Origin of the sequence: Marinobacter sp. KM021, from assembly GCF_050707965.1 — a bacterium.
GTDB lineage: Bacteria > Pseudomonadota > Gammaproteobacteria > Pseudomonadales > Oleiphilaceae > Marinobacter > Marinobacter shengliensis.
The window spans coordinates 3,966,522-3,991,185 of the sequence record NZ_CP136129.1 but is presented as its reverse complement, the minus strand read 5'-3'; the positions used below and the strand labels follow the sequence as shown (position 1 = coordinate 3,991,185).

The following is a 24,664-nucleotide window of genomic DNA, read 5'->3' as shown; positions in this document are numbered from 1 at the left end:
TCGCCGGACCAAAACAATAAGGGAATTGATGATGTCTGACCCGTCGTTACAGAGCTCATTGTTTGAGGAAGATTACCTGTTACGAGAACTGGGCCAAGTCGCTCACGTGCCACAAGTTGCTCTGACGGAATTGGTAGCTAATGCGTGGGATGCCGGAGCATCAAAAGTTGATCTGGTTCTTCCGAATGAAACAGGGGGCACGTTGACCGTTACGGACGATGGTCACGGTATGACACCCGATCAATTTAAAAAGCGGTGGATGACTCTTCGATACAGCCGCGAGAAGCATCAAGGGCTAAGTGTTGAATTTCCAGCCAATCGATCTGCACGTCCTCGCCGAGCCTATGGGCGGAATGGGGTTGGGCGTCATGGACTGCTCTGCTTCGCTGATGAATACGCAGTCGAGACTTGGCGAGACGGGACATTGGGAAAGTTTACCGTGGGCACAGAATCGGGGCCCAGCCCCTTCGTTCTTCGAAGCGAGACTCTGGAACACCGAGAAGGTACTGGGACCAGATTACTTGTCTCAGTCACTCGAAAGCTGCCTGATCCGGAAGAGATACTAACCGTACTGGCCGCCCGATTTGTTCACGATCCTGAATTTGAGATCAGAGTAAATAATCGGCGGCTATCCTTTCACGAACTGGATGGCAAGGTCAGCGAGGAAACACTCGACCTTGGAAATGGACGAAGCGCCACAGTTACAGTTATTGATTCAACCAAGCTCAACCATTCATCAATACACCAAGGAGTAGCTTTTTGGGTACAGAAGAGACTTGTAGGGACCCCTTCTTGGTCCGTTGGTAATGTATTGACCTTTGATGGCCGAACACGGTTTGCGCGCCGCTATAAAGTGATTGTGGATACTGAGGGATACGAATCCGATGTGGAGCAAGATTGGACAGCATTCCGCTCAACAGACGCAGTTAAAGAATTGCACGAAGCGACAGCCCACCAGATAGAAAAAGTTTCACAAGAACTCGCCAAGGAAGTTGTTGAGGCAACATCAGAAGATGCACTGATCAAGAACCGCTCGGACTTGGAATCATTAGGTCAAGGCGCACGCCTAGAGGTCGCTGAATTCACGAAAATTATTGCAGAAGAACATCCGACCATTTCCCCCGACTTTTTATCGACCGCTGTTCAAGCTGTTATCAATCTCGAAAAAACGAAGAGCGGCGCAGCACTCTTGCAGAAACTCTCGGCTTTATCTGCTGGCGACATCGATGGCCTGGACCGATTACTTGAAGAATGGACAATCAAAGATGCGCTGCGGGTTCTGGACGAAATCGATAGCCGGCTCAGCGTCATAGAAACTATCAAGCGACTAGCTGATGACCCTGAGACAGACGAACTGCATACTCTGCACCCCCTAATCCTACGTTCTCGCTGGCTATTCGGCCCCGAATATGAATCCCAAGAGTTCTGCTCCAACGTCACACTCCAGACTATCGCTCGACAATTGTTTGGTTCCGAAGACGCAACCTTTATCAACGAAAGGCATAGACCTGACATCGTCGTGCTCCCAGATAAAACTACTTGGCAGATGACGGGCTGTGAAGGGTTCGATCCAAGCGATCCAACAGTAGTGCAGATACAGAGCGTGCTGGTCATCGAGTTAAAGCGTGGGGATTTCCCTCTGACTCGTAAAGAGGTAAACCAAGCGGACGGCTATGTTCAAGACATATCCAGCTCTGGTGCTATGGCCGGAACCCCGTATATTTCCGCATGGGTTGTAGGGCAACGAGTGTCCCCCGGTGTAGAGCGTGACAAACGACTCGGATCTCCCGAGTATGGACGAGTAAGAGCCGTTACGTTCAGTTCCTTGGTCGATACGGCCAACGCTCGTTTGCTAAAGCTCCGCAAAACGCTGGCAAGTCGATATGGCGCGGCATCCACCGATAGCCTTCTTGAGCGGGTTTTCTCAAAACCGAGACAAGAGGACATGTCTTTCGAGGACGCTTCTTCTAATGGAGAGCAAGATCCTACAACTGAACAATTATCACAGTGAGCCACCCAGCTCTAGTTGGTGCCGAAGATCAGCCGTCATTAGATGACACGCCAATAGATTGACCGATCAAACCAAACGCCATAAAGAGATGTCATGCCCGAACAGCAAGTCAGAATTTTTACGTCAACCGATGGCCAGGCGCAGCTGGAAGTGGCGCTGGATCAGGAAACGGTCTGGCTCAGCCAAATCCAGATGGCGGAGCTGTTTGGTAAAGACGTGCGAACCGTCAACGAGCACGTGAGCAATGTGTTCCAGGAGGGTGAACTGGAGAAAGAACCAACTATCCGGAAATTCCGGATAGTTCGCCAGGAGGGCAAGCGCCAGGTTCAGCGCGAAATTGATCACTACAATCTGGATATGATCATCTCCGTCGGCTACCGGGTGAAATCCCAGCGCGGCGTGCAATTTCGCAAATGGGCCACCCAGGTTCTCAAAGACCACCTCGTTCAGGGCTATACCCTTAACCAGCGCCGTATGGCAGAACGCGGCATCGAATTTGAGCAAGCCGTAAATCTACTCAGCCGCACTCTTACCAATCAAGGCCTGATATCCAATGAAGGCGAAGCCGTTGCCCGGGTGATCAGCGACTACGCCCGCTCCTGGAGCTTACTGCAAGGCTACGACGAGCAGCAGCTGGCCGAGGTCGGCATCAAGCAACCGGATATGCAGCCACTCGAGCTGGACGAAGCGCTCAAGGCCATTGGCGAGCTTAAACAGACTCTGATCGCCAAAGGCGAGGCTACCGAGCTGTTCGGCCAGTTACGGGGTGACGGTCTGGCTTCTGCGCTGGCGACGATCGAGCAGGGCTTTGGTGATGAGCTCTTTTATCCGAACGTGGCTACCCGTGCCGCTCACCTGCTCTACTTCGTGATCAAGAACCACCCGCTGGCCGACGGCAACAAGCGCTGCGGCTCGTTTCTGTTTTTATGGTATCTGCGCCGCAACGCCGCTTTGCTGGCGCGACCGGTGGAACAACTGATTAATGACAACACCCTGGTGGCCTTGGCCCTGCTGGTGGCGGAAAGCCTGCCGGATCAGAAAACCCTGATGATCCGGCTGATTGAGCATTTCCTGCTGCTGAAGGAGCCCACCCGGGAATAGGACGGATGTATGACGGAAGATCAGCTGGAACAACAATGCCTGCAATGGTTTGCCGAAGGCGGCTGGGAGATCGCCCACGGGCCAGACCTGGCACCGGAGGGCGAAGCCCCGGAACGGGCCGATTACCGGCAGGTATTGTTGCTGGCGGATCTTGAGGCGGCTATTCGCCGCATCAACCCTCACCTGCCCCAGAGCGCCGTTGAGCAAGCTGTGGCGGTTGTCCGCAAACCGGAAAGCCTGGATGTGGTGGTCAGCAACCGGGCCTTTCACCGCCTGCTGCTGGACGGCGTGCCGGTTGAGTACAAGCGCGACGACAAGGTAGTTCACGACCAGGCCTTTCTGGTGGACTTCGGCGACCTGACCGCCAACCGCTTCCGGGCCATCAACCAGTTCACTCTCGAAGGCTCCAAACAGCTCCGCCGGCCGGATGTGATCTGCTTTATCAACGGCCTGCCCCTGGCGGTACTGGAGCTGAAGAGCCCCGGCGCCGAGAACGTGAACATCTGGGATGCCTACAACCAGATCCAAACCTACAAAGACGAATGCTCCGATCTGTTCGCCTACAACGAGGCGGCGATTATCAGCGACGGCTATCTGGCCCGCGTGGGCTCGCTAACCGCCAGCCAGGAACGCTACATGCCCTGGCGCACCATCAAGCATGAGGACGACAAGCCCCTGCTGGAATGGCAGCTGGAAACCATGGTGCGGGGCTTCTTCGACCGGGAGCTGTTTCTGGATTACATCCGCTACTTCGTGATCTTCGAAACGGATTCCGACAAGCTGATCAAGAAGATCGCCGGTTACCATCAGTTCCATGCTGTACGAGAGGCGGTTCGTGCAACCGTGATTGCAGCACGGGATATGAGCGGCGATGGTATCAGCGAGAAGCGCGCCACCTACGGCGACGAGGTTCTGCCGGGCAGCAAGAAAGCCGGCGTGGTATGGCATACACAGGGCTCCGGCAAGAGTATTTCCATGTGCTGCTACGCTGGAAAGCTGCTGCAACAGCCGGAGATGAACAACCCCACGCTGATTGTCGTCACCGACCGCAACGATCTTGACGGCCAGTTGTTCGCCACTTTCAGCGCCGCCCGGGAATTGCTGAAGCAGGAGCCGGTGCAGGCAGATGACCGGGACACCCTGCGCCGCCTGCTGTCTGAGCGGGAATCCGGCGGCATCATCTTCACCACGGTACAGAAGTTTGCCCTCCTGAATGACGAATCCGGCCACCCGATTCTGAACGACCGCCACAACATCGTGGTGATCTCGGATGAAGCCCACCGCAGCCAGTACGGCCTGAAAGCCACCCTCAAGAAGGACGGCACCTACAAATTCGGCTATGCACGCCACATGCGCGATGCCTTGCCCAATGCCTCCTTCATCGGCTTTACCGGCACCCCCATCGAGAGCGAAGATAAGGACACCCGGGCCGTGTTCGGCGACTACGTGTCCATCTACGACATCCAGGATGCGGTGGACGATGGTGCGACCGTGCCCATCTTCTACGAATCCCGCCTGGCCAAGCTGGACATCAACCGCGAGCAGATCGAGGAGTTGTCTGACCAGGTGGAGGAAGTGGTTGAAGACGATGAAGACGTTGGCAGCCGCGAGAAAACCAAGGGCGAGTGGAGCCGGCTGGAGAAGCTGGTCGGCGCCGGCCCGCGCCTGAAGCAGGTGGCGGAAGACTTGGTGAACCACTTTGAAACCCGCTCCAGCACTATCGATGGCAAGGCCATGATTGTGGCCATGAGCCGGGAGATTGCGGTTCACCTGTATAACGAGATTGTTGCCCTGCGCCCGGAGTGGCACGACGACGACCCGGAGAAAGGCGCCATCAAAGTTGTAATGACCGGTTCCGCCTCTGATCGGGCCTTGCTTCAGCCGCACATCCACAACAAGCAGACCAAGAAACGGTTCGAGAAGCGCTTCAAGGACATCAACGACCCGCTCAGGCTGGTGATCGTTCGGGATATGTGGCTGACCGGCTTCGATGCGCCCTGCTGTCACACCATGTATGTGGACAAGCCCATGAAAGGCCACAACCTGATGCAGGCCATCGCCCGGGTAAACCGCGTGTTCAAGGACAAGCCCGGCGGGCTGGTGGTGGATTACATCGGCATCGCCAACGAGCTCAAGCAGGCCCTGAAAACCTACACCGACGCCAAGGGCAAGGGCTCCCCACCCACAGCGCCGAAGAAGCCTACGCCATCCTGCTGGAAAAGCTGGACATCATCCACGGCATGTTTGCGCCCGGCCCCAAAGGTAAGGGATTCAGCTACAGCGGATTCGAAACCGAGCCCCACAAGTATCTGGTGCCCACCGCCAACTACGTGCTCAGCCTGGAAGACGGCAAGAAGCGCTTCCTGGATACCGTGCTGGCCATGAACAAGGCCTTCTCACTGTGCGCCACCCTGGACGAAGCCCAGGCGCTGCAGAAGGAGGTGGCGTTCCTGTCACAGGTGAAAACGGCCATCACCAAGTTCACCAGCGTAGACAAGAAGCTGACCGAGGAAGAGAAGAACACCGCCCTGAAGCAGATCCTGGACAACGCGCTGGTGGCCGAGGGGTAACGGATGTCTTCGCCCTGTGCGGCCTGGACAAGCCCAACATCGGGCTGCTCTCCGACGAGTTCCTGGAAGACGTGCGGCAGATGCCCTACAAGAACTTCGCCGTGGAGCTGCTGGAGAAGTTGCTCAAGGACGACATCAAGGCCAAGACCCGCAACAATGTAGTTCAGGAGAAGAAGTACGCCGACCGCCTGCAGGAGACGCTGCGCAAGTACAACAACCGGGGCATAGAGACTGCGCAGGTGATCGAAGAGCTAATCGCCATGGCCAAGCAGTTCCAAGCCGAACTGCAGCGGGATGCCGCCCTCGGCCTGAACCCGGACGAAGTGGCCTTCTACGACGCCCTGGCGAGCAACGAAAGCGCCGTGCGGGAGCTGGGTGACGAGATCCTGAAAAAGATCGCTGTAGAGATCACCGACAAGCTGCGCAAATCCACCACCGTGGACTGGCAGGTGCGGGAAAGCGTGCGGGCGAAGCTGCGGATTCTGGTGCGGCGGACGTTGCAGCGGTACAAGTATCCGCCGGATAAGGCGCCTGCTGCCATTGAGTTGATTATGGAGCAGGCTGAGGTGCTTTCAAATGGGTGGACGCGCTAGCAAACCGTCGCGATCAACCCGAAGGCGAGCGTTGGTGAATTTTTTAGCCCCAACGCTCAATCGAAAACTTCCCGGGAGGATTTAAAAATGGCTGTAAAACACACTCCAACCAATGTTATTCATAAAGGAAACAAAGGCGGTAAGACCGGTTGTGGATTCGATACTCGAGAAAACGCCCACCACTGGGTCTCGTCATCACAGCGTATTACATGCGACAAAAACGGGTGCAAGAATTAACTAGCCCGTCCATGCAATCTTGGGACGCACTGAAAATCGCGGTATCGAGATTGCATGGGTACGCCATATATAGATCAACTTTTTCCTTCCGGGTCCTCAACAAACTGCGCCACCTCCTGCAGCTCTACTCCGAAATAAACACAGAGTTTGTCCAAAATCTCAGTCGTGGTGTTATAGCCACGCTGGTTCGCAATTTTGGATAGCGTCGTCCTGTGGATTCCAGTCTCCTTCGAAACCTCATCCAGCGTAACCCTTCGATTTTCTTGAAATCCTTTCTCTGCGATTAGTTCTTTTAGACGAAATCTGATCATGGTCGGCAGGCCTTTGAGTGTGTAGCGATGATACCTCATAAGACGCAAACCCGCATCCAATGATGATTAAAACCTACAAAAGACTGTTGACAGCGTCGAAAATAGTCTTAATATGTAGCTTGTACGCTACAAAGAAAGCCTAGGAGAAACATATGAACACTACCGAATACCTGACCACTGAAGAGCTTGCAGAACGGATTCGCTATGAAGCCCGGACCATTCGCGAGCGCCTGAAAGACTCCGTGCTCCTCGAAGGCGTTCATTACATTCGGCCGTTTGGCGGCCGGAAGATTCTTTACATGTGGGAGCCCATCCAGCGAGATATGGCGCTGCACTCGGGCCACCACTCACTTTCTATTCCTATGGCCAACGGAGGACGTATGCATGGCTAGCATTCGAGTACGCGAAGCAACGCAGAAGCTGTTTTTTGATTTTCAGTTTCGGGGTAAGCGCTGCCGGGAGCAAACGGCTCTGGACAACACGCCCATAAATCGGAAAAAACTCCAGGCGATTCTCAAACGAATCGAAGCGGAAATCACACTGGGTACTTTCGAGTACCACAAGTATTTCCCAAACAGCCCTCGTGCTCAGGAGTTCACCCGCCAAGCAGAGCTCCAGCGGTCTCGCGAAGCTCACGACACGCCGTTGTTCAGTGAGTTTTGTGAAACCTGGATGGATGAGATGCGGGTGCAGTGGCGAAAGTCGCACATCACCACCATCGAAGGCACTCTGAAGAATTACCTGATCCCGGAGTTCGGGGAGAAGGAGGTTGGCCACATCACCAGGCAGGAAATTCTTTCGTTCCGGGCGTCCCTCGCCAAAGTTCAGACCCGGAGCAAAAAGCCACTTTCCGCCAGCCGTATCAACCGCATCATGACGCCTTTGCGCATGATTCTGGGAGAGGCAGCCAACCGATTTGAGTTTACCTCACCCTTTCAGGGGATCAAATCACTGAAGGTGCCGCGGTCCGATGTGGAGCCGTTTTCACTGGAGGAGGTTCGGCTGATTCTCGCCACTGTTCGGGCAGATTTCAGGAACTACTACACCGTTCGCTTCTTTACCGGTCTTCGGACCGGTGAGATCGACGGGCTGCAGTGGGATTGCGTCGACTTTCAACGCCGGCAGATTCTGGTTCGCCAGGCACTGGTGAATGGGGAGATCGAGCAGACCAAAACCGACGGCAGCTACCGGCACATTGAAATGCCACAACTGGTCTACGACGCCCTGAAGGACCAGCGCAAGGCCACTGGCAACAACACTTTTGTGTTCTGCAATGGGGCAGGCAATCCGCTTGAGCACAACAACGTTACCAAGCGGGTGTGGTATCCCCTGCTCAGCCATCTGGGCCTACGAAAGCGCCGGCCGTACCAGACCCGCCACACTGCCGCCACGTTGTGGCTGGCCGCTGGCGAGAACCCGGAGTGGATTGCCCGGCAGATGGGCCATACCACAACGGAAATGTTGTTCCGCGTGTACAGCCGCTATGTTCCGAATCTGACCCGCCGGGATGGTTCTGCGTTTGAGCGGCTGTTGATCAATGAGTTCGAGGCCAAGGTAATACCGGAAGAGGAGGCAGCAAGCGATGAGGTCTGAGCTGATGTTATTGGCAGCCATGCCGTTGAACCGTCTGATACCTGCCGAACGGCGCACCGTTCGTAATCTGGCTAGCAGCCTGTGTGTGGCCATGGGCATCCTGCAAGAGGGCTGTCATCTGGTGGCCATCCTTGGTCTGGGAGGAGAACGCACCAACCAGGAGGCGATGGAAACCTGGGTGTACTGCGAACTCGTTAAGCAGAATCTGGAAGCGGGCCGTGACTCTCTTCCAATGCTGATCAACCGGCTCCAGGAGCTGGAGCATGAATGGAGGACATACTAATGGCCAACCCAGCGATTGAACCAGCAGGCCTTCACCTAGCGTTTTGGAGAGATCAGTTTACGGTTCTTGGAGTGCATCCCTTCCAATCAGCTCGCACTCAGAAAACCATTTATCAACTAACCCTGCACTGTCGCGGACGACAGGTGATGGCTTATCTCGCGCAGGCTCAGGCGGTTCAGACTGGCGTACCGGTATTAGGCAACCGAGTGACCGCCAGCCTAAAGCTGCTGAGATTTCCTTCGGGAGGCCGCCTGATCGTGGAATCGTTAGATCTTTCCTCAAACACTCAATAGCGTGAACATCTTAGCCAGGGACGGCGTCCTTCTCACTTTCATCTTCCAGCGTGTCAGCATCAAAGCTCCCGTCTCGGAAACTCTCAGGCACTGCGTCATAGAGCACACACCCGGTGAACACCACAAACCGAATGGTGGGCCAAAGATATTTGCCAAGCTTGTGGGGGGCTTTCCAATCAAAGCTGACATTGCCATGCTTAGGGATTCTTATGTCCTCGGCCGGCCGGATAATGATGGCATTTTGCGCAACACCCAAGCTCTGTCCCCAGAACTTTAAAGCTGCTTTTCTGTTCTCTTCTTTGACCGTCAGCGTAATAGTAGCCCTTGCTCCGAGGCGAAACTTCTTCATCAGAGCCATAAAGGCAATCTGCCTTGACCTTCCCAGGGGCCGGAGCGGAGCCTTACTCCGCTGCACGCTCTCGGCTGCTGCGATAAGCGCTCGTCGCCCAGACTCCGGATCTTCGGCCATCCAGTCAGACAACCATTTGAAGAACTGCATACACTCCTGAAACGCGGATTTCGATTGGGGAGGGCTGATGTAGGTCGGCAATTCCGGTGCCCGAAAGATCAGCGTAAAGGCCTTATACAATTCTGTGTTAGCTAGCTCTGATTTCGGTCTCAACGAAAAACTCAACCGAATGCCAAGCTTTCGAGTCGATGAGGGTGTTCCGGTCATGCCAGTAGAGCTGTTCATCAGCAACGCCGAGCGCTCATACCACTGCTGCACGATCGGCAAATCCAGATCCAACTGGACCGCCGTTTTCTCCAATGCCACAGACAGGGGCTCATGAAGCTGCGCCTGCGTCCGAATGAAAACCTGACACGAAACCCGATACGGCAGCAGCGGATTGACGTCTTCAGACACCCGGTTTACAACGGGTGGCAATTCCTTCTTTTTATCGCTGATTTTCGGAAGCGCCATCAGGCCTTTCGCAGGTATTCGAGCCACAGCTGCCAATGTTATTCCGGGTGTCGCCCGGTCCTTTAGCTGTGCACGGTGCCGGAATCGTTCAAGTGCACCTGAAGTTTTGTCTAGAAGCGTTTCCTGCTGTGCAATCGTGTAAAACCGATCATCGCTAAGCAAGTACTGGCGAAGTGCGAGATCCAGCAGGTGGGTGTAGCTTTTTAGGGTCACCCTTTCACTCGAATGGCCCATCCACTGAGCCAGCTGAGAAAGCGGCCGCCAGGCATTAGCGACTCCAGCATTCACCGTGTTGCCTGAGCCGTGCACGGCTGGCATGAGTTCTACGTCATTCGACCGAACCCAAGGTTCCGGCAAGAGGTCAAAAGGTTTGCGCTCCAGCAATCGCAGCAAGGTCAGCGATGCAAAACTGTGTCTCAGATGGTGAAAACGTATATTTTCATCACCCGACACGGACCTGAGCAGGGCCGTTAGCCCATCAAACGCCCATTTCTCCTGGATTCGAAAGGTTCCGCTGACTGGATCTTCGAACAAGGCGTCACGCGCCTCATCGTTGGCGCGCCGCAACTTGCGCTCATTCACAAACCCGGTCAACCACTCCAGTTCATCTCCGGTTAAAAGCAAGCGTAACGGAAGTCGGCGGATTGCCGCGTCCGACTTTACGCCGGCAATTTTGGTGGGACGTACCAGCAGCTCGGGATTGTTAACGGTAGGATCCCCGAGGCCATGGAAATCTCCGTATTGCCGGGCCCAACACTCGGTTCGCCGAAGCCCACAACGGAACCCCATAATCAACAGGGCCAGCTGTATTCCCGCCAGCTCATCGTCGGCACGAGCCAACAAAAAGCTCTTTGCCCGGTGATACTCCAGAGGCGTCAGTATTGCCGCGTCGACGCCATAGCCTGAGCCCTCCTCCATTGGGATACGAGGCATTCCGTAATATCGGTGAAGAAATTCGTGCCACTCGGATAATGTCTGTCTGAGTGCTCCACCGTTACCGGGAAAGCCGCTCACCACCGTCTCATAGATCGATTGCCACTCATCCGAGTCCAGGCTTTCAGGGTTCGGAATGTCAGTTGCATAGGGCAGCAAAAGTTCCAGGTGTTGAAGATTGCGAATCTTTTGCTGCAAGGCCGGTGACACACTCTCGTCAGTTCTCAGAAGGGCTCGAACGTAGTGACACATCAACTGCACCAGAATGGAGCAGCCCTTCTCTTCTGCAATCTTGTCGAGCGTTTTAAACACCTCCGCCTTGGTTGCCAATACATCCCTCCGTTGCCTGTCCGTCCCTATAGGGTCTCTGGCCCCCTGGGCGGTCAACGCTTCAGATGCCAGGAACCGCACCCGCTTCATCAGACGTTTGAAAAATGGTTTTTGGTCGATCAACGGGAATTCAGGAATGATGAGAGCCGGAGAGCCGACCATCTCGTTCTCACGCTCATCCTGAGATGCTTGCGGTGCAGGTTGGACCACCGTCCCACCGGTCAACAATCGCATCCAGTTAGACAGTGGCAAAGAAGCGCCCAGGTCAGGTGTTCGGGCGTAGTGAACCAGGAAACCTGGCGCGACCATGACCAGGTTTGCCTCGGCAACCGCAAAAACATGCAACGGCCGGTTCAAGGTAATCCGGTTTGCCTCAATGAGCCCACCGACAAAGCGTTTCAGCAGCTCCTCATCCGGAGACGCCTTACCTTTTACCTCATTTGCCTCTGGCCAATTGCTGCCCCAGCGCAGGTACCAGCGTCGAAGCAGCAGCTCGGTGATAGGCGCCAGAATGACCCGACGGCAGGTGTCGGTTGAGGGACGGGTACGCCCGCCGAGGGAAGTCGATTCCAATTCCAGCCATGTGTAATCATCGACGCTACCGGCACCCTGCCGGATCGCCTCACTCAGCCGGTTGAACCATCGGCGCGCGGTAACGCCGCTATGAAAAACCAGGCTGTACAGTAACTCACCAGCATCCCTCGCCATGGCCTCTTCGGCTTGCAGCTCAGGAGCGGCACTCTCCAGGCTGGCCAGGAACGCATCATTTATACGGTCGTAGTCGGCCAATCGGGCTCCCATGTCAGGGGTGGTGAACGAGGAAAACATCTGGACGCTCTGCACAGGCATCGGGACAGGCAGCTGCCAATTCCGGGTTTTCACCCCTTCCTCCAACAGTTTCACGAGGTAGTACTGCCGGTCCTTGACCGCCCGACCTTCAACGGTTTGACAGGTCTTGTCGATCAGCAGGGCAACCTCTTCGGCTGTCATCGTCAATCCTCGCTGGCCGCTTGCCAGCTCCGGGTGGTGCTCTCGCAGATAATCCCGAACCGCCTCCAGGTGGCCGAGTTTCTCGGCGTTTCGATTATTGGCCCGGTACTCGGAGCCCACTGAGGGTCCTTGGTTTGCCGCTGAAAGCCTCTTCTTCAACGCATCAATTGGTTTATTTAATGGCTCAAACACTGCTTTATCATCACGCATCGAGACCTGCCTCCACCCCGAACCCCAACTCATCCAACAACGCCGCTGTTGCCGGCACAATCCGATTCTTCATCTCGAAAAGATCGAGCGATGAGAACTTGGCGAGAGGCTCAGTCCCCACGCCCCAGTGCCCCATGAAGACGTCGACCAGATAACCTGGAACCCCCTGGTCACGCAGGAAGCCTCTCAGGGTGTGCCGGTTGACGTTCAGGGGCCACGGAAACGTCCATTGAATTTCATCCGCCAATCGTTTTGGGGTCGCGAACTCTGACTGGAGTTTCGCATCAAGAAAAACGAAGAAGGTTTCAATGGGAGCTTCGACGCCTACCTCATTCAGGCGCAGCTTCATGTGCTGCCGGTGCGTCTCATAGCGGCGAAGCTGATCGATAACGACCTCCGGCAGGTAAACCAGGCGAGAGTGGCCGAGATTGTCATCCACTTTGTCAGCAATAATTACGAATCCCCGGCGCTCGTTGAACTCGTATGGATGGGCGATCGGATCGCGAACGGCCCGAAAACCGGTCGACCACATAACCTGCAGGATGGCGTACGCTGTAAACAGATTATGAAATCTTCGGATGTTGGCCCTGGAGTAGGCCGTTTTACGGTATTCGGCAATCTGCGCTCGCAGTCGGCTAACCACGTCTCGCATGACCTCCAGACGCACGCAAAATGGAGAACCCACTCTCGGCAAACCGAAATCGAGGTTGGCGGGAGCCATCGACGGCGACGAGAGCCCCAGGTTCACCAGCCAGGTATTCACGACATCGACATAATCCGCCGCCAACGTCTCAACCGCCCGGGTGTGGTAGTAGAGGTTTGCCGATTGCCCGGTGGGTAGCGTGCGCCCGGTCACCAGGCTCGCATCCACCGTATCCGTGGTTTGATGAATCAACCCCTCAAACACGCAGGTCTGAATTCGTTTCAGGGTAATCCTCGAACCAGTGCTCTTATTGATTTTTTTGATCTCAATCGCAATCTCCTCAGCCACAGACTCAGTCGAAAGATTATTCGCGAAAAGAATCCGGTCCTTCTTTCGAGCCCGCCTTGCAACCGGTTCTACCCGCGGCCTGAGTATTTGCCAAAAAACATCCGGAATCGGACCGATAAACAGCTTATTTGTGACCTCCATATGAGGCGCCCATTTTTTCGCTAATTTTCGACGCTCCGGAGGCTCCGCAACAAAGCCTGCCCAAGCTTGATCGTCTCTGACGAGGTAGATACATCCCGGTTTATTTTTTTGCGGATTATCCGGTACTTGAGAGCGGTTCTGGACGACCACAGTTTCCGATATAGATTCCAGAGAGCGCCCGGTGAGGAGGATCAACAGGACATGTAGGCGCGTATTCTCAGAGCCCATCTTGTTCTCAAACAGGGCTTTCAAAACCAGCCCTCGCTCATAGTCGTTGAGGCTTTCCCAACGACCTGGTAGAAAACTGTTTGCACGCCGGTATGCTGCGCGCTTCGGTTGCTGTTTTCTGAGTCCGATGGAGGGGGTTTCACCACGCTCGGTATTCAGGGCGGCTCCGCGCTGTGAGATCAGAACGCTCTCATTCATCAATTCCTCTGGCGCATTGCCAGCGTCGTGGTGCTCCTGACGCGCACGTTCCGAGTCCTGCGGCAGCGTAATGTGAACCAGCCCTTGAACGCTTTCTATCTCCGAGTCAACATCGCTGTCTAAGCCCTTCCAGTCACCGATTTTCTGCAATTCCCTGCGTTGTAACTTTGGTTTGTCGGATTGGTAAGTAACGAATTTCCCTTCACCCAAATAAAATTTGAAAAATCGGTGCAGTTCATCGAGGTAACGCCTGTCCTGCTCTTCAAATTGCCGTTGATCCAGGTGCTCATTTACTCGGGCAAAGTGCTTTTCAAAGCGCTCTACATCGTCCGCGCACTTCGGCACCTTCGCCAAAGCCGGCTCCGATAAGAGCCTCAAGGCGCGCCACGCGCCGTCTACCCGTTTTTCGAAAAACGTTTTTTCAGAGGGCACCAGTTCCTGTCGCCAGGCACTGGTGGTGTTGATGACGTATGCGACAACTTGGAGCCTTTTGTCCGAGCACTCCTCACGCTCCGCGAGGTCACGCAACCCCGCATGCCGGGGATACTCACCAACAAGCCCCCGAATTCCCTGACGGTCAGGGGCAAGTTCCTCGTATTTTGTTTCTACGGCGCCAGACTCCAACCATTCCAGGAAGGCATCTGCACCGTCGATCGGCTGCGAAATTTGGTCAAATGCGCTTACCAGGCGTGGCAACAAGTTTGCGATGAGGTCCATCGCAAACCAATCGGGTCGAGGTTGCACGATCTCATTAAGAAGCGCCTCGGGGTTTCCTGAGTTAAATTTCAATGCCATCACGCGACCTCCGCGTCGTTGAGGGGAAGGCGGAGTTGAGACTTCGCCGTTAAATAGCCTTTGAGGTATTTCGCCAGAATCTTGAGGTGCCGCCGTTCGGCCTTGCTGTCAGGGTTACCGTCGTCACACTTTTGAGATGTGTCCTGAACTTTGTGGAGCAGACTTTCAGCGTTGGGTGAGAACGGCGCTAACTGTCCGATGGTGTCGAGTGACAACGCCGAAATAGCGGCCCAGGCATTCTTCGGATTGGAAAACTGTTTGAGGAGACTGTCGCTATGGAGATCATTCAGCCACTCGATACAAGAAGCGGTGAGCGTCGCGCAGAGCTGTAGACGTAACCCCGACTCTCTTTCTTCAGCAGCCTGTTGCCACATAACCGTGAAATGAGCTTTGACCGCGTCGAGGATTTTCGATGCTGGGGCATCGTCAGCTACATCATCTGGTTGAACAGTTCCATCGTTATCCTGACCCAGCAGCCCTACCTGGCTTAGGGCATCGCTCAGGTAGTAAGGGACAGCTGGCGATGAGTTCTGGCGGCTTGGCTGTTCAGAGCTGGAGGCTAGTAGGTATTCCAAAATTGAGCGGGTGCGGGGGGCCAGAAATACAGGTTTGATATCGGCACTTGAGATTCTAGCCACCGCCTCAGAAGCGCCCTCTACCAGATCGGGGTGATCAACCTCACTCAGCGCGTCATGATGGTCAACTTCAGGCTCCTCGCTCTCGTCCGGCGGAAGTAAGTGCCGTGCAAGCCCGGGAACGAGAACCGGTTCCTCATCCTGGATTCTGAGCTTGCGGCTGATGCCGGCGAACTCTTCCAGCCCCACTCGAGTGTTGAGCGATGATGAAATCCAACGGCGCTCGTCCTCGGACAGACTGGCCCACAACCGAAGAAAAGCATTTTGCGAGCTCAGCCCGAAAAACAATGCTGCCAGTAACCGCGAAACCTGCTGACTTTCAGCTTCTCGGTGCTTCCACACGAGAACCTGAACCTTGTTATCCGGAGCGAACACTTTCAGGAGTGCAGCTACGTGCGCGTTTCCGACGACACGGTAATCGCCATTCCTGGTCTTGCAAACCGAAACAGGATAGTGACTGGCCACAGCTAGAAGCGCGTCTTCAGTGAGGAGTTCTGGCCTACGTAGTCCAGAGTAGGAGCCGAGGATCACGTCCTCAACCTCGGTATCTAACCGTTCAATTCTTAGTTGCGCAACGCGTAAAAATTTTAGGGTTCTTTTGGTTCCGGTCACGTTCTGCTCCTAACTGAATTCAATCGACATCAGGGGCGTTCGACCTTTGCCCCTCAAAAATCCTTTTTTAGGAGTATCACTGCCCCAGAAAGTGCGCAAGCACGCAGGCCGTCAAAAAACCGAGCCTTTTCAGCAAGTTAGGTAGGCTTAACGCCTACCATGTAACCATAAATGACCACCGAATCATAAAATATTATATGTAAGTAACTGATTTTTATGATTATGTTTTACCCAAGAAAAAACCGTTTATTTCACCAAGCTGGGAAGGACCTGGAACAGGCATTGGCGTCGTACTGGAAAATGCGTACGAAAAAGCCCGCTTTTAATCTCGACTTTGGAGCAAAACAAAGGCGAAGTGACCGCAAAGGCAGCTCTCCCGTCCAGCAAAATCGAGCAAGAAATCAGAAAAATCATCGTTTGTGAGGAGTCGCCCTCAAGCGCCAATAACTCCGGTAAACTAGATCTACGAATCAAGAAAAGTGAAACTCTAGGTGAGCGGAATATCCGCTTTTAAGATGCCAAGCCGAGTGCCCGGGCGAGTAAAATGCGTGACGACACAATCCTGGTTGTCGACCTTGAGGCGACCTGTTGGGAAGACCAGACGACACCCGCAGGTGATGCTCAGAGTATCCACAACATGGAGATCATTGAAGTCGGTGGTGCCCTCGCCACTCGGAAAGGAAACCTGGTGGATGCCCGCTCGTTTCTGGTCAGACCAACCCGGAATCCTGTGCTGAGCGACTTCTGCATGGAGCTGACCGGGATCACCCAGTCGATGGTGGATGCCGCACCCACACTCCCCGAGGCGATTGAGGCCATGAATGCCTGGCTGGGTGATCTGCCGGACGACTTCATCTGGTGCAGCTGGGGCAACTACGACCGCCTGCACCTGGAAGCCCAAAGCCAGCTGGATGGTGCTTGGCCGGTCATCCTGGCTCGCCCGCACCTGAATTTGAAACGTATCTGGCGACGCACCACGGGGCAGAAGAGAAAGAATGGATTTGCCCACGCGCTAGCTTTTCACGGATTGGACTTTGAGGGCCATCACCATCGTGGTGTGGACGATGCGCGAAATATGGCCCGAGTCCTCCCGTATATGGATTGGTCTTTGGAACCCGAGTTGCTGACGCCACCGGAGGTGCCAGTATGAAACTGGTCTGTATTTCCGACACTCACAGTCTGCACCATCGCCTACCAGATATTCCAGATGGCGATGTCTTGATCCATGCCGGTGACTGCCTGGGCCTGGGCACGCTGGAAAACATAGAAGAGCTCAATGAATGGCTCGGAACGCTACCGCATCGGTATAAGATTGTGATTGCCGGTAATCACGACTGGGCCTTCCAGGAAACGCCGGAATTAGCACGGCAGGCACTAACGAATGCCATTTACCTGGAAGACAGCGGCGTGGAGATTGAGGGTATTCGGTTCTGGGGTTCACCCTGGACGCCCACCTTTATGGATTGGGCATTTATGCTGGAGCGTGGCCAGCAGTTGCACAAAAAATGGCAGCTTATACCGAGCGATACCGATGTGCTCATTACCCACGGCCCACCCAAAGGTATCGGCGATGAGGCAAACCTTGGATTCAAATGCCAGAATGTTGGCTGCATTGACTTGCTTGACCGAATCCAGCAACTCTCACTCAAAGCGCACATTTTTGGCCATATCCACGAAGGCTATGGGGAGTACCAGAAGGGGCAAACGACGTTGATCAATGCCAGCACCTGCACCGCTCGGTATGAGCCGCGGAACGCACCGATTGTGATAGAAGTTTGAAGCGGTCAAATTTGACCGGGGAGTCGAAATGACAGCAGAAGAGCTGATAACGCAACTACAAAAGTTGCCGCCGGAGACGCCAGTGCTGGTCGAGGGCTACGAAACCGGCTTTGATGATATTGTCGAGCTCACACCCGAACAGGTTGTCCGGTACCGGCATGCTCAGGAGTGGGATGGCGAATACCAGGCGCCAGACAGGTTCTCCAACCCAGAAACCGGAGTGCTGCAAGCTGCGGTGATCCGGGGTTGCAGAGGCTCTCGAAGGTAAAATGATGAAGGATAAGAAATCGTACAGCTTGAGTGACTTGGTGGCCCAGTGTAACCCCGAGGCGCCCATACAAGAGACGCTCCGAGAGTGGGATCTGGCTGCGCCGGTTGGCCTGGAACAGGTCGTTATGGGTGACCAAGTGGATATTCGGGAGGCGGTACTGGTTTTTGGCGAAAAACTGGCTGGCCGGTTCGATGCGGTTCAGCTGATCCTGTTTGGTAGCTGAGCCCGTGGCGACTATCACGACGAAAGCGATGCCGATGTAGCCGTTGTTTTGGCCGGACAGCCTGGGGATTTTGTGGACACCAAGCTGGAGATGGCGGGCCTGGCGTTTGAAGTGCTTTTGGATACCGGCGTGTTGATTCAGGCCCTGCCGGTCTGGGAGTGTGAATGGGCCAACCCGAAGGGCTACTCCACCCCAGAACTACTCGAAAACATTGTCAGGGACGGTATTGTGCTTTGGCGTGCCGGATAACTACGCCGGAAACCTCGCACGCGGATGCTGCCCTAAAAAATTAACCATTTCGCTGTACTTGCGCCACTCTTTCCAGCACACGATGAGCCGGCATTAACGGCACCTGACCCGTTCTCGCCAGAACGTCAATCCAGACCTGGTTTCCGCGCTGAATGACCTCGGCAGTCCCGATGTGGCCTGACACCACGGCCGTGATACCCGAAATGGTTTGATTTTTTCCTTGGGCCCGGTTCCAGGGCCAGGTGCATTCAATGGCAAAGCGCTCGGAGAAGGGTGTCTCCTGTGGCATAGGCCCGATAAAACGGCAGGCGATTATGCAGAGGCATACCGGTCGGGCCGTTGGTACGGTGTGGCAAGGTGAAAAAGGGCTCCGGGTCGATCCGTGTGATTCTTAGCATGGAAGGTCTCTCGAGCTGGCTCCGTATTTCATGCCACTCAAACCAAGAAAGGTGGTCAAATTTGACCGCTGTTTCTATAGAAACAGGGCGTTTCGATTGGCTGGTCGGTCAGCGCCAGGATGGGTGTTTCTATAGAAACACTTTCGTGCGCTCCGTATTTCCTACCACTCAAACAAAAAAGGTGACCAAACTGACCGCCCAAAATCTTGGCCGACGGGGGCTGGTTACCCCGCCCGCTTTGCATCAAAGTAGCGTCGAGTTTCCATGAGGTGCTTCATGGAGCCTTGCGCCATAAAGTCTAGGGCTGACGTTCCGAAGAAGGGAGGCTCACTGGTTTCCAGTCGAACCCGACGATTGGCGCGTTCGGCCGTTGGATACATGACTCTCAGGGATTTGTAGATGCCCAGGATGTAGCTGATGCGCTCCAGGGTATCCTGCGAGAGCGTAACGTGTGGCAACGTCTCATACTTGGCCAGCGTGCTCTGGGGCACACCACCAAGCAACAGCATCATCTCTTCCTGGGTGCAGTCCCATTCGCGACAGATACCAACGAAGCCTTTGAGAGCCACATGCCCTTTGGCTTTTTCATCATCGACGGTCATTATGTTCGCCCATCCTTGGGCTGCTCTCGATCCTCCATAAAATCGTCACTGACGCCTTCAGAATCGAAATACTCGTCCCAAACCGGATCGGTTGGCCGGTCATAGCGTTTGACGGAATCCCTGAGGCGTTCCAGTGGAGTGAGTTCCTGAGGCAACGGGTCGGCCAGCTCATCGGCATGGGCCGTGTAGGCATCGAGGCCGTCCAGGAGTTCTTTTTCGGTTGGGCGTTTGGTTTTCATGGCACACTCTCCGCAATCACAAGCAGGCCAACTCCGGGGCAGTGGGCTACAGATAGTATGACTTTACCACCCGAACGAAGCGAGCTACATAGCCGCACTCGCCCAATGGGGGCAGCCATTCGTCGGGGCCTTCGGCTCCCTTGCTCAGGCTCGTCTTGACCGGCAAAAGATTAACCGGATCATTGGCGATGGACCGGCGCTTCTGGCCAAGCCATTCTCTGGCTCCGCGATCCCAAACCCAGGCCAGCGGCACAACATGTTTTGTGCCCTCAAGGAACAAGCTTTTGGTACACGGTATGGTCGCAAAGCGAACATTCAGATTTTGGAATAACGCCTTGGCTTTGCGGCGTGCCTTATGTACCGTTACCGCCCTAAGGATTCTTCAAGACCCCCGTACGCCAGCGACGCCACTGCCAGTAGAATTGTTCTCTGCTATTACCACTAAATTTCAGATGGCCGGGATTGCCGGCTTCGCCAGCAAAAAAATGGCCCCGCTAAGGGGCCAAAAGGATCGCAACACAACGCAATGGGAATCTTTAATTATGAACAATATCTGGAAGCCAGGTAGCCAAATCACCTAAAACAAAAACCGCGAAAAGAACCGACAACTGAATAATAATGAAAGGAAAAACGCCAGTATAAATATCCCTGGTTTTAATAGCGGTCGGACATACGCCTTTAATGTAAAAAAGAGCAGGTCCTACTGGAGGCGTCAAAAAAGATGTTTGAAGGCACAAAGCGAATAAAACCGCAAACCAAACAGGGTCAACACCTAAACTAAGGAGACTCTGAATAAGTCTCCTTAATCATTTCTTGAACTCCTTTATTAGTTTTATTCATTCAGCTTCTACCAAAAATATTATAGGACTTCTGAAAGCCTTATCTCGTTCGTTCATATAATGTAACTACAGCTGCGCTACCAAGCCCTAAGTTATGCTGTAATCCAAATCGGGCATTGTCGACCTGACGAGCTCCAGCGTTCCCGCGCAATTGTTGAGTCAACTCAAAACACTGAGCGAGCCCAGTTGCGCCCAAAGGATGTCCTTTTGAAAGAAGACCACCGGAAGGATTTGTAACGAACTTTCCACCGTATGTATTATCACCATCTTCAACTAAACGCTCCCCCTCTCCTGGAGAACAAAGACCAAGAGCCTCATAGGTGATAAGTTCGTTTTGAGCAAAGCAATCGTGCAACTCAATTACGTCAATATCTTCAGGTGCCACTCCAGCTTGTTCATATACTTTTTCGGCCGCCAACTCCGTTAGGCCGGCTCCAACCAACTTAATCATGTCTGGACCTTCGAAAGTATCTTGCAAATCGGAAACCATCGCCTGCGACCTGATTCGAACAGTTGCATCTAACCCATGCTTCAACGCAAATCTTTCCGAAACCACGACAGCAGCTGAAGCTCCACAGGTTGGCGGACATGCCATCATTTTCGTCATTACGCCTGGCCAAATTGATTGATCATGAAGCACTTCTTCTGTAGAAACTTTTTTTCGAAAAAGCGCCTGAGGATTGTTGAAAGCATGATCACTGGCTTTTGCGCGAATTCGAGCGAACGTTTCGAGCTTTGTTCCGTAAAGATCCATATGAGCCTTCCCTGCCCCGCCAAACAACTTTAAAGTTACCGGCAAATCACGCTTATCGAAAAAGGCTTCATCAGCAATCATTTCAAATTTTTCTAAAGGAGAGGGTCGATCACTAAAGACTTGCTCAAGTGCGCCAGGTTTCATCTGTTCAAAGCCTAAAGCTAAAACACAGTCGGCAACACCGCTTTCTACAGCCTGTCGCGCTAAAAACAGGGCGGTTGATCCACTCGCACAGTTGTTATTTACATTGATAATGGGAATTCCGGTCATTCCAACACGGTAAACGGCTCGTTGCCCTGAAGTGCTGTCGCCGTAGACATACCCAACATAAGCCTGATCTAGATGCTTGAGTGAGAGTCCGGCGTCGTTTAATGCCAGAAAAAGTGCATCGGAGCCCATTCTGTCATACATTTCAGACAAGCCCGGTTTCGCAAACGGCACAAGACTTGTACCAGCGATGAACGCCGCCATTTGAAAGCCTCCTATCAAAATAAATATCTCTAACTTATAAAAATACCGACTCTTAGTTATTAGCTAGCTGCACTTTCCGCACTCAACAATGCGAAAGCCGGTAAATTGTATTAGCTCTATCGAAGACGTCTGACCCACGAAAGGCACCGATATCAAGCCATTCTTTACGCCACAAAAGGATATTAGTTTCCTATTTCCAAATCATCCCCCCTCAAAGGGGGGAGGGGGGGGGGGCACACACTTTGCAAGGTAAATTTAATTAATTCAATATATTCGATCTTGCCAATTTCAAACTTAACTGTTAATAAGATAATTTTATTCTCATCGTGAATTTACACTTTTACTTATTTATTATTATCACAAACACTAGTACAATATATTATTAAAATATTTAAATGAATACTTTGACTTTCTAATAGATTTGCTAACCCGGATTTCTCATAGGTCCCCGGCAAGTCTCGCAGACTGTGCGGGTTACTGCCATGACCGCTCATTTTCGGCCGTGATTGATTAATGATTAATCAATTCCTGTTGTCCGGACACACGGCCCCCTTTCCCCCATTGAGTCGGGCCGGGGGAGCCCAGGCTTCTATCCCGGAACCAGTTGACGTACCAGGTCAGAGAGTTCGTCTTTGTAAGGATAGGCATCACTCATCAACACCCGTATGCGCCGAGTGTTGCGAATGATGACCGCGCCCACCTTGATCAGCTTCAGTCGCAGGTTACTGGCGCTCATTCTCTCGAAGGGCGTTTTCTTCAGGTGAGCGCGTAATCGCTCGAACAACGTGTAGGCAAAGCCCGTCAGAAGCAGCCGCCACTGATTGGTCCACCACCGCGTGCTGGAGGTGCGATCTGCGAACAGACACAACTGCTGATCCTTGATCCGGTTTTCCATGTCGCCCCGGGCACAGTATTGCTCGTAGTAGAGTTTAACGCCGTCGTCGTAACGGGAACTGATGATGAACCTGGGGTTGACACCCAGTTCGCCTTCTTCCAGCCGGGCGACCACCCAGCGAGGGTGTTTCCAGGTGTGGGCCTGGTACTGGAATCGATAGGTGGCGGAGACTTTGTCACCCAGTTCGTTGTGAGCCTTGCGAACAATCATTGAGGGTGCGTCTACCTCCTTGAGCAGTCGGCTGTTCTTACTGATACCGACCAGGTAATCCACCTTATTCCGGTCGCACCAGCTCAACAATCGGGGGCGATAGAAGCCGCTGTCACCCCGGAACACGATGCGGGTATCCGGCCAGTCGGCGATTTTCAACCCAGTTGTCCAAATGACCGCGTTTAAGCGGCCAATTTATTACGCTCAATTTCCTGCAATTTGCCAGGGTTGAGCGAGACCGGTCCGGTGACTTCCCAGTTCCGGGTATTGCCAGACCAGCGCCGTGGATTCTGGCGTTTTGCTCTTTCATAAACCAGTTTCCGGTGCGTCAGGCGCTCGTGGTCAACGCCACGATGTCGGTCCGCCGGTGTCACGAACCGGATGCCGCTGTGTAGGTGCTGTTCGTTGTAGGCGTACTCGAACGCCAACATCCATTCACGCACCGACGTGAGCGATTTAAAGCCTTTTGACGGCCATTCCGGGCAGTATTTGACGGTCCGGAACAACGATTCCGAGTAAGGATTATCGTTGCTGACTCTCGGTCGGCTGTGAGACATCAACATGCCCAGCTCAGCCAGCCGGGCTTTGAGCATATAAGAGGTCATCGGCGCTCCGTTGTCAGAGTGCAGGACCGGCGGATTATGCCAGCAGCCTTCTCGTAACAGGGCACGTTCAACCAGTTTCCGGGCCAGCTCGCCCGACTCCGCCTCATGGATTTCCCAGGCAACGATCTTGCGACTGTAGATGTCCATGATCAGGTACAGATACCAATGCTGGCCACGTACCGCTGAGGGGCAATAGCTGATGTCCCAACTCCACACCTGGTTCGGGCCTGTCGCAGTAAAGCTGGTAGGCTCTGGTACCTTGCGTGGCGGCTTCATGCGCCCTCTGTGATTCTGTTGCTGGTGCTTCTTTAGCACCCGGTAGAACGACGATTCCGAGGCCAGATAAAGGCCTTTATCAGCGAGTGACGGCACAATCTGCGACGGTGGCGAACTCCGGTATTCAGGTTGATTGCATGCGCTCAGAATGGCCAGCTCCTCGGCCTGTGTCAGTTTGTGGGGCTGTTCGGCTCGCTCTGCCTCAGGGCGCTGATCTTCAGCAACCTGGCCACTAGGGTCTCGCCAGCGCTTCAATGTGCGCTCGCTGATGTCCATTAACTCTGCGGCCTTGTATCGGGCGGCACCGCCGGCAACGGCTTCATCAAACAGCGCCAGGAGCCTTGCACGTTCGTCCAGCGGCGTCAGTCGTCCTCGCTGCTGTCCGGATCCTCGCCGTACAAGGCTTCGAGCTTTTTTGACAGCACCAGAAGTGACGTCGTCTCGGCCAACGCCCTGTCTTTACGGCGAACTTCTGACTTCAGCTTTTTAATGGTCTTGCGGGCTTCTCGCTGTTGCTTCTGAGCTGCTTTCTGACGCTCATCCTGCATGCCGGCACCCTGAAGGCAGGCTTCCTTCCAGCGCTGTACTTGCTCCGGATACAAGCCTTTCTTGCGGCAATAGGCACTGAGTTCGGCTTCAGACATAGCGGCCGTTTCTACTACAACGGCCAGCTTGGCTTCGGGGGACCAATCTTCTCCGGTGGTACGATTACCTGGCACGGGCATTCCTTGTTGTCGACACTGTTTCAACCAACTATACAGAGTCACATCGGATATGCCTTCCTCTGCCGCCACCGACACAACACTTCGGTTCTGCGGAGGTAACAACTTATTCAAAACGGCCGCTTTACGTTCTTCGGAATAACGTGGCATGAAT

Annotated in this window: 18 protein-coding genes and 4 pseudogenes; 11 read left to right on the top strand and 11 right to left on the bottom strand. The window is 54.0% G+C overall.

Annotation, left to right across the window (positions count from 1 at the left end):
* Positions 1-28: 28 nt before the first annotated feature.
* From RVM24_RS18615 to RVM24_RS18605, 3 genes and pseudogenes are all read left to right on the top strand, one after another.
* Entirely contained in the window at positions 29-2,011 is a 1,983-nt protein-coding gene (locus tag RVM24_RS18615) for an ATP-binding protein (RefSeq protein ID WP_431474552.1), read from the top strand.
* A gap of 93 nt (positions 2,012-2,104) precedes the next feature.
* The gene (gene rhuM / locus RVM24_RS18610) at positions 2,105-3,112 is read left to right on the top strand and encodes a virulence protein RhuM/Fic/DOC family protein (RefSeq protein ID WP_058341818.1); all 1,008 of its coding nucleotides are present in this window, start codon (positions 2,105-2,107) and stop codon (positions 3,110-3,112) included.
* A 9-nt stretch (positions 3,113-3,121) separates the two neighbouring features.
* A pseudogene (locus tag RVM24_RS18605) lies at positions 3,122-6,275 on the top strand (type I restriction endonuclease subunit R).
* 311 nt (positions 6,276-6,586) lie between these two features.
* Here the strand turns inward: RVM24_RS18605 and RVM24_RS18600 are convergent.
* Positions 6,587-6,823, bottom strand: a complete 237-nt coding sequence (locus RVM24_RS18600; RefSeq protein ID WP_431475416.1) for a helix-turn-helix domain-containing protein — start codon at positions 6,821-6,823, stop codon at positions 6,587-6,589.
* Positions 6,824-6,975: 152 nt separating this feature from the next.
* Here RVM24_RS18600 and RVM24_RS18595 point away from each other — a divergent pair, with 152 nt between their 5' ends.
* From RVM24_RS18595 to RVM24_RS18585, 3 genes are read left to right on the top strand one after another with little or no spacing between them, the layout of a single operon-like run.
* Positions 6,976-7,215 carry a hypothetical protein gene (locus RVM24_RS18595; protein WP_058091260.1) on the top strand — a complete coding sequence of 80 codons (240 nt, stop codon included), beginning with the start codon at positions 6,976-6,978 and terminating at the stop codon, positions 7,213-7,215.
* The gene (locus RVM24_RS18590; protein ID WP_431474551.1) at positions 7,208-8,416 is read left to right on the top strand and encodes an Arm DNA-binding domain-containing protein; all 1,209 of its coding nucleotides are present in this window, start codon (positions 7,208-7,210) and stop codon (positions 8,414-8,416) included. Before RVM24_RS18595 ends, RVM24_RS18590 begins: the two co-directional genes overlap by 8 nt.
* Positions 8,406-8,699, top strand: coding sequence for a hypothetical protein (locus RVM24_RS18585; RefSeq protein ID WP_035232409.1), 294 nt, complete (start codon positions 8,406-8,408; stop codon positions 8,697-8,699). The genes RVM24_RS18590 and RVM24_RS18585 overlap by 11 nt, the downstream gene beginning before the upstream one ends.
* A 303-nt stretch (positions 8,700-9,002) precedes the next feature.
* Here the strand turns inward: RVM24_RS18585 and RVM24_RS18580 are convergent, their stop codons facing one another.
* From RVM24_RS18580 to RVM24_RS18570, 3 genes are all read right to left on the bottom strand, one after another.
* Positions 9,003-12,287, bottom strand: a complete 3,285-nt coding sequence (locus RVM24_RS18580; RefSeq protein ID WP_431474550.1) for a hypothetical protein — start codon at positions 12,285-12,287, stop codon at positions 9,003-9,005.
* An 82-nt stretch (positions 12,288-12,369) separates the two neighbouring features.
* Positions 12,370-14,730 carry a hypothetical protein gene (locus RVM24_RS18575; protein WP_431474549.1) on the bottom strand — a complete coding sequence of 787 codons (2,361 nt, stop codon included), beginning with the start codon at positions 14,728-14,730 and terminating at the stop codon, positions 12,370-12,372.
* Complete coding sequence (locus tag RVM24_RS18570) at positions 14,730-15,977, bottom strand: hypothetical protein (protein WP_094625149.1); 1,248 nt, start codon at positions 15,975-15,977, stop codon at positions 14,730-14,732. Before RVM24_RS18570 ends, RVM24_RS18575 begins: the two co-directional genes overlap by 1 nt.
* 544 nt (positions 15,978-16,521) lie before the next feature.
* Here RVM24_RS18570 and RVM24_RS18565 point away from each other — a divergent pair.
* The 5 genes from RVM24_RS18565 to RVM24_RS18545 all read left to right on the top strand — a co-directional run bounded on the left by RVM24_RS18565 (position 16,522) and on the right by RVM24_RS18545 (position 18,499).
* Positions 16,522-17,127 (top strand): 3'-5' exonuclease, encoded by a 606-nt coding sequence (locus tag RVM24_RS18565; protein ID WP_094625148.1) that lies wholly within the window; start codon positions 16,522-16,524, stop codon positions 17,125-17,127.
* The gene (locus RVM24_RS18560) at positions 17,124-17,756 is read left to right on the top strand and encodes a metallophosphatase domain-containing protein (protein ID WP_094625147.1); all 633 of its coding nucleotides are present in this window, start codon (positions 17,124-17,126) and stop codon (positions 17,754-17,756) included. The genes RVM24_RS18565 and RVM24_RS18560 overlap by 4 nt, the downstream gene beginning before the upstream one ends.
* Positions 17,757-17,784: 28 nt before the next feature.
* Positions 17,785-18,024: a hypothetical protein gene (locus RVM24_RS18555; protein WP_094625146.1), complete on the top strand. Its 240-nt coding sequence runs from the start codon at positions 17,785-17,787 to the stop codon at positions 18,022-18,024.
* A 28-nt stretch (positions 18,025-18,052) separates the two neighbouring features.
* A complete protein-coding gene (locus RVM24_RS18550; RefSeq protein WP_431474548.1) occupies positions 18,053-18,250 on the top strand; it encodes a hypothetical protein in 198 nt (65 codons plus the stop codon).
* Between the two features lie 72 nt (positions 18,251-18,322).
* On the top strand, positions 18,323-18,499 hold the full coding sequence (locus tag RVM24_RS18545) for a hypothetical protein (RefSeq protein ID WP_286922146.1): 177 nt from the start codon (positions 18,323-18,325) through the stop codon (positions 18,497-18,499).
* 622 nt (positions 18,500-19,121) lie between these two features.
* Here RVM24_RS18545 and RVM24_RS18540 read toward each other — a convergent pair.
* The 7 genes and pseudogenes from RVM24_RS18540 to RVM24_RS18510 form a co-directional block, all read right to left on the bottom strand.
* The gene (locus RVM24_RS18540; protein WP_094626199.1) at positions 19,122-19,499 is read right to left on the bottom strand and encodes an antitoxin Xre-like helix-turn-helix domain-containing protein; all 378 of its coding nucleotides are present in this window, start codon (positions 19,497-19,499) and stop codon (positions 19,122-19,124) included.
* Positions 19,499-19,738 (bottom strand): hypothetical protein, encoded by a 240-nt coding sequence (locus tag RVM24_RS18535; RefSeq protein ID WP_064230386.1) that lies wholly within the window; start codon positions 19,736-19,738, stop codon positions 19,499-19,501. Before RVM24_RS18535 ends, RVM24_RS18540 begins: the two co-directional genes overlap by 1 nt.
* A 46-nt stretch (positions 19,739-19,784) precedes the next feature.
* On the bottom strand, positions 19,785-20,018 hold the full coding sequence (locus tag RVM24_RS18530; RefSeq protein ID WP_425268641.1) for a GmrSD restriction endonuclease domain-containing protein: 234 nt from the start codon (positions 20,016-20,018) through the stop codon (positions 19,785-19,787).
* A gap of 256 nt (positions 20,019-20,274) precedes the next feature.
* Positions 20,275-20,523, bottom strand: a pseudogene (locus tag RVM24_RS18525) (TRAP transporter large permease subunit); the annotation flags it as partial.
* 94 nt (positions 20,524-20,617) lie between these two features.
* Positions 20,618-21,802 (bottom strand): lipid-transfer protein, encoded by a 1,185-nt coding sequence (locus tag RVM24_RS18520; RefSeq protein ID WP_094626201.1) that lies wholly within the window; start codon positions 21,800-21,802, stop codon positions 20,618-20,620.
* A gap of 589 nt (positions 21,803-22,391) precedes the next feature.
* Positions 22,392-23,051, bottom strand: a pseudogene (locus tag RVM24_RS18515) (transposase); the annotation flags it as partial.
* A 38-nt stretch (positions 23,052-23,089) separates the two neighbouring features.
* Positions 23,090-24,660 (bottom strand): annotated as a pseudogene (locus tag RVM24_RS18510) (IS3 family transposase).
* Between the last annotated feature and the right edge of the window lie 4 nt (positions 24,661-24,664).